Genomic DNA, 4686 nt, shown 5'->3' on the forward strand with positions numbered 1-4686 from the left:
CATCTGGTCGAGCAGCGCGTCGCGTTGGTGGATCACCAGCACCGGGCCTTCGATGCGCTGCGTCAAATGGGCGTCGGTGACGATGACCGCGATCTCGATGATGCGCTCATGTTCCGGGTTCAAGCCCGTCATCTCGCAGTCCAGCCAGACCAGATTGAGATCCGATTTGGCCAGGGCAGGTGGGGCAGTGGGGGTGTTGGCGTTGTGCATGGCCCAAATTGTCGCCGATGACCTAAACTTCGCCGCCATGACTGACTCGCTTTTCTCTGCTTCATTTTTACTGACTTCGCTGTTTGCCGCCGTCTTGTGCTTGAGTCTGGTGCTCCGTTATTGGCTCAGTTCGCGTCAGATTCGCCATGTGGCGCAGCACCGTAATACGGTACCGGCGGCTTTTGCAGACACCATTTCCTTGGCTGCCCACCAAAAAGCAGCCGATTACACACTGGCCAAGGTACGTCTTGGCTTGTTTGAAATGGCGCTGGGTGCCGCGCTGTTGCTGGGCTGGACCCTGCTGGGCGGGCTCTCGGCCTTGAACCAGGCCCTGATCCCGTTTACGGCGCATGGCATGGGGCAGCAATTGGCCTTGTTGGTCGGATTTGTGGCGATCAGCGGTGTGATCGATTTACCACTGTCCTGGTACCAGACCTTTGTACTGGAACAGCGGTTTGGCTTCAACAAAATGACTTTCAGGCTGTGGCTGGCTGACCTGCTCAAGTCCAGCTTGATCGGCGCCTTGATCGGGCTGCCGATCGCTGCCCTGATCCTCTGGATGATGGCCGCCACGGGCAAGCTCTGGTGGCTGTGGGCCTGGCTGTTCTGGATGGGTTTCAACCTGCTGTTGCTGGTGGTCTACCCAACACTGATTGCGCCCCTGTTCAACAAGTTTGCCCCATTGGAAGACGAAACACTAAAAGCGCGCGTGACAGCCTTGATGCAACGTTGTGGGTTTTCTGCCAAGGGCTTGTTTGTGATGGATGGCAGCAAGCGCAGTGCCCACGCCAACGCTTATTTCACCGGCTTTGGTGCCGCCAAGCGGGTGGTGTTTTACGACACGCTGCTGGCCAAACTCAGTGCGCCCGAGGTGGATGCCGTGCTGGCGCATGAGCTCGGGCATTTCAAGCACAAACACATCATCAAACGCATCGTCTCCATGTTTGCCCTGAGTCTGGCTGGTTTTGCGTTGCTGGGTTATCTGACGCGGCAAGTCTGGTTTTACACGGGTCTGGGGGTGCAGCCCAACCTGTCATCTGCCAATGATGCGCTGGCATTGTTGCTGTTCATGTTGGTCATGCCGGTGTTCAGCTTCTTCATTGCCCCGCTCTTTGCCCAGTTGTCGCGCAGGCATGAGTTTGAGGCCGACGCTTACGCCGTCAGGCAAACCAGCGCGCAGGATTTATCGACCGCGCTGCTCAAGCTTTACGAAGACAATGCCTCCACCCTGACGCCGGACCCTTTGTACGTGCGCTTTTATTACTCGCATCCCGCTGCTTCGGAACGGCTGGCGCGCATGCAGGCCATTGCCCCGGCAGTTCATTAGTTTTTTGAATCCAACATGTCTCTCACCCAAAGCAAACGTGCCTTGACTGCGACGGAAGTGGTCACCAGACTGACCAAACTCGAGGGCTGGCATTTGGACGGGGATGGCGCTGCGGTGGTGATCCAGAAAACCTTCCGTTTTTCCGACTATGCCCAGACCATGCTGTTTGTCAATGCCGTGGCCTGGCTGGCACAGGCGCGTCATCATCACCCGGAGCTTATCGTGCAATTTGACCGTTGCCTGGTGCGTTACTGCACGCATGATGTGGCAGGACTCTCGCAGGCTGACTTTGATGGTGCCGGAGCTGTGGATGCGCTTCCAGGCGCTGCCATGTCATTACGTTCATGACTCAAACGCAACGCGCACCCGGCCTGATCGTGGCCAACTATGGGCGCCATTTTTTGGTCGAAAACGCGGTGGGAGTGCGCTTGATTTGCCATTCACGGGGTAAAAAAAGCCAGGGCGTGGTGGGTGACAGGGTGTTATGGCTGGCCTCTCAAGACGAAGGCACGATTGAGAAAATCGAGCCGCGCCGCAACCTGTTCTATCGTCAGGACGAGGTGCGCACCAAGATGTTTGCGGCCAACCTGGATCAGGTCTTGATCCTGATCGCGGCCGAACCCGAATTTTCCAGCAGTCAATTGTCCCGTGCCCTGATTGCCGCCGAAGAACAGCACATTACCCCGATCATTGCGCTCAACAAAAGTGACCTCACCGAGCCCTTTGCCCGTGCCTGGAACTGGCTGGCGCCTTACCGCCACATGGGTTACGACGTGCTGCCGCTGTCGCTGCAGGACGCAGAAGCGGGGCGTGCGGCCTTGAGCTCGCGGCTGACCGGCAAGACCACCCTGGTGCTGGGTCCGTCGGGTGCCGGCAAAAGCACCTTGATCAACTGCCTGGTTCCCGGGGCATTGGTACAGACTGGTGAATTGTCTCAAGCTCTGAGCAGTGGCAAACACACCACCACCAGTACCACCTGGTATTGGGTGGATACGGCTAAAACCACGGCACTGATTGATTCGCCGGGGTTTCAGGAGTTTGGCCTGAACCACATTGAGCCAGCCCAACTGGCGGCCTACATGCCCGACCTCAAGCCCCATGTCAAAAACTGCAAGTTTTACAACTGCAGCCACTTGCATGAACCCGGTTGTGGTGTGATTTCCGCGGTAAATTCAGAAGACAGACCTGACAGTATCAGTCTTAACCGCTATCATATATATAGTGATTTGTACGCCGAACTGAAACAGAAGCGGCGTTATTAACGCCTGTCTCTCAGGCCTTGATGGTGACAAGATTGGCCAATGCTGCGACCAGTTGATCACATTGCTCGGGCGTGCCCACGCTGATGCGCAAAAAGGCGTCAATACGGGCCAGCTTGAAATGCCGCACCAGAACACCTTGCGCGCGCAAGCCGGCGGCCAGGTCGGCACCCTCATGACCGGGGTGACGCGCAAAGACAAAATTGGTTTGCGACGGCAACACCACGAAGCCCAGGTCTTCCAGCGCCAATGCCAATCCCTCGCGGCTGCTCATCACGGCCTGGCAGGTTTGTTCAAAATAGGCCTGATCCTCAAATGCGGCCACGCCACCGGCCAGCGCCAGCCGGTCTAGAGGATACGAGTTGAAGCTGTTTTTGACCCGGTTCAGGGCCTCAATCAGGTGCGCCTGGCCACAGGCGTAGCCAATGCGCAAACCGGCGAGCGAGCGCGATTTGGACAGGGTATGCACCACCAGCAGGTTGGGGTAGCGGTCGATCAGGGTGATGGCGCTGTGGCCGCCAAAGTCAACATAGGCCTCATCGATCAACACGACCCGGTTCGGGTGCATTTGCAGCAGTGTCTCGATATCGGCCAGTGGCAAGCCAACCCCGGTGGGGGCGTTGGGGTTGGCAATCACGACCCCGGCGACGGCCTGGTCGGGTGCGGCGTAGTCGGCCACGTTCAATTGCAGGTCTTCGCGCAGCGGCACGGTGCGCGCAGCAATACTGTAAAGACCGCAATACACCTTGTAAAAGCTGTAGCTGATGTCAGGCATCAGCAGTGGACAGCCCTGCTGGAAAAAAGTAAAAAAGGCGTGCCCCAACACTTCGTCCGAGCCATTGCCCAAGAAGACCTGTTGGGGTGTCAGGTCAAGATGCCGGGCAATGGCCTGCCGCAATGTGCTGCCATCAGGGTCAGGGTAAAGCTGCAGGCCATGCTGCGCTGCCTGCTGGATGGCTGCCACCACGCGTGGTGACGGGGGGTAAGGGTTTTCGTTGGTGTTGAGCTTGACCAGATTGGCCATTTTGGGTTGCTCACCCGGCACATAAGGCACCAGTTGCCGAACCACTGGACTAATAAATTGGGCGTTCAAGACGGGTTTCACTTAAAAAGGGCGGTTTGCGAGTTTCATATCAAGTGGTGCATGTTGGCGCTCACGCTCACGCTCAGGCAATGAGTCGTGCCAGCGTCAAAAGCGCCAGAAGTACGAGCCACATGACCACGGCACGCCAGACCAGACCGACCAAAATGGCCATGTGTGCCAGCTCGGGGGAGGGGCGCAAACTGGCGCCCGATGGCAATCCGGTGTTGGCTGGTGTGTCGGCCGCATAGGGCGTTCCAAGTTGAATATTGATGGCGCCAGCGGTGGCGGCCAGCACCAGACCATCGTTGTCTGCGTTCGATTGCGACGCATAACGGCGCCAGCCGTCGATGGCTTCTTCAAAATTGCCTACGACTGCAAAACCCAGCACGGTCATGCGTGCTGGCAAGCTGTCAATCCAGTGCCAGGCTGTTTGTGCATTGGTTTGCAGGGCCAGACTGACCGGCTGCTCAAGGGTTTTGCTTTTGTGTTTCCAGTAGCGGGTGACAAATTCGGCCAAGCGGTACAACACGGCGCCCATGGGGCCCAATCCAAATGCTGCCAGGACTGAAAACCAGGCCAGCACACCAAAGACATGGCGATGGGCGGCCAGTACCGAGTACTCGATGACATGGCCAATGATGTCGCTGCGCGACCAGGACTGGGTGTCAATGTGTTGCCATTGGGCCAATAGCGAGCGGGCCAAGGCATCATCGTCGTTGGCCAAGGCATCCCGTACTTCGGTGAAATGGAAACTGAATTGACGAAAGCCAAGTGATGCGTACAACACCAGGGCGCTCCAGAGCACC

The 4686-nt window shown here is 57.6% G+C and carries 6 protein-coding genes; 3 read left to right on the forward strand and 3 right to left on the reverse strand.

Annotation, left to right across the window (positions count from 1 at the left end; translation table 11 throughout):
- Window positions 1-210: exonuclease domain-containing protein (locus NDI87_RS16580; protein WP_296276680.1), on the reverse strand; the 210-nt coding region annotated here is incomplete at its 3' end.
- A gap of 37 nt (window positions 211-247) precedes the next feature.
- Here NDI87_RS16580 and NDI87_RS16585 point away from each other — a divergent pair.
- Genes NDI87_RS16585 through rsgA form a run of 3 tightly spaced genes read left to right on the forward strand, consistent with a single transcriptional unit; the run spans window position 248 to window position 2799 of the window.
- The gene (locus NDI87_RS16585) at window positions 248-1537 is read left to right on the forward strand and encodes a M48 family metallopeptidase (protein WP_296276681.1); all 1290 of its coding nucleotides are present in this window, start codon (window positions 248-250) and stop codon (window positions 1535-1537) included.
- 15 nt (window positions 1538-1552) lie between these two features.
- The gene (locus NDI87_RS16590; protein ID WP_296276682.1) at window positions 1553-1885 is read left to right on the forward strand and encodes a 4a-hydroxytetrahydrobiopterin dehydratase; all 333 of its coding nucleotides are present in this window, start codon (window positions 1553-1555) and stop codon (window positions 1883-1885) included.
- Window positions 1882-2799, forward strand: a complete 918-nt coding sequence (gene rsgA / locus NDI87_RS16595) for a ribosome small subunit-dependent GTPase A (RefSeq protein WP_296276683.1) — start codon at window positions 1882-1884, stop codon at window positions 2797-2799. The genes NDI87_RS16590 and rsgA overlap by 4 nt, the downstream gene beginning before the upstream one ends.
- Window positions 2800-2809: 10 nt before the next feature.
- Here the strand turns inward: rsgA and hisC are convergent, their stop codons facing one another.
- Complete coding sequence (hisC, locus tag NDI87_RS16600) at window positions 2810-3889, reverse strand: histidinol-phosphate transaminase (protein ID WP_296276685.1); 1080 nt, start codon at window positions 3887-3889, stop codon at window positions 2810-2812.
- A 73-nt stretch (window positions 3890-3962) separates the two neighbouring features.
- Window positions 3963-4686: cobalamin biosynthesis protein (locus tag NDI87_RS16605; protein WP_296276687.1), on the reverse strand; the 724-nt coding region annotated here is incomplete at its 5' end.

Origin of the sequence: Rhodoferax sp. (assembly GCF_023701345.1) — a bacterium.
GTDB lineage: Bacteria > Pseudomonadota > Gammaproteobacteria > Burkholderiales > Burkholderiaceae_C > Rhodoferax.

What these genes read in the sequence shown, in the direction of transcription:
- NDI87_RS16585 (WP_296276681.1), top strand. Translation starts at nt 248, where the DNA reads ATGACTGACTCGCTTTTCTCTGCTTCATTTTTACTGACTTCGCTGTTT.
- NDI87_RS16590 (WP_296276682.1), top strand. Translation starts at nt 1,553, where the DNA reads ATGTCTCTCACCCAAAGCAAACGTGCCTTGACTGCGACGGAAGTGGTC.
- rsgA (WP_296276683.1), top strand. Translation starts at nt 1,882, where the DNA reads ATGACTCAAACGCAACGCGCACCCGGCCTGATCGTGGCCAACTATGGG.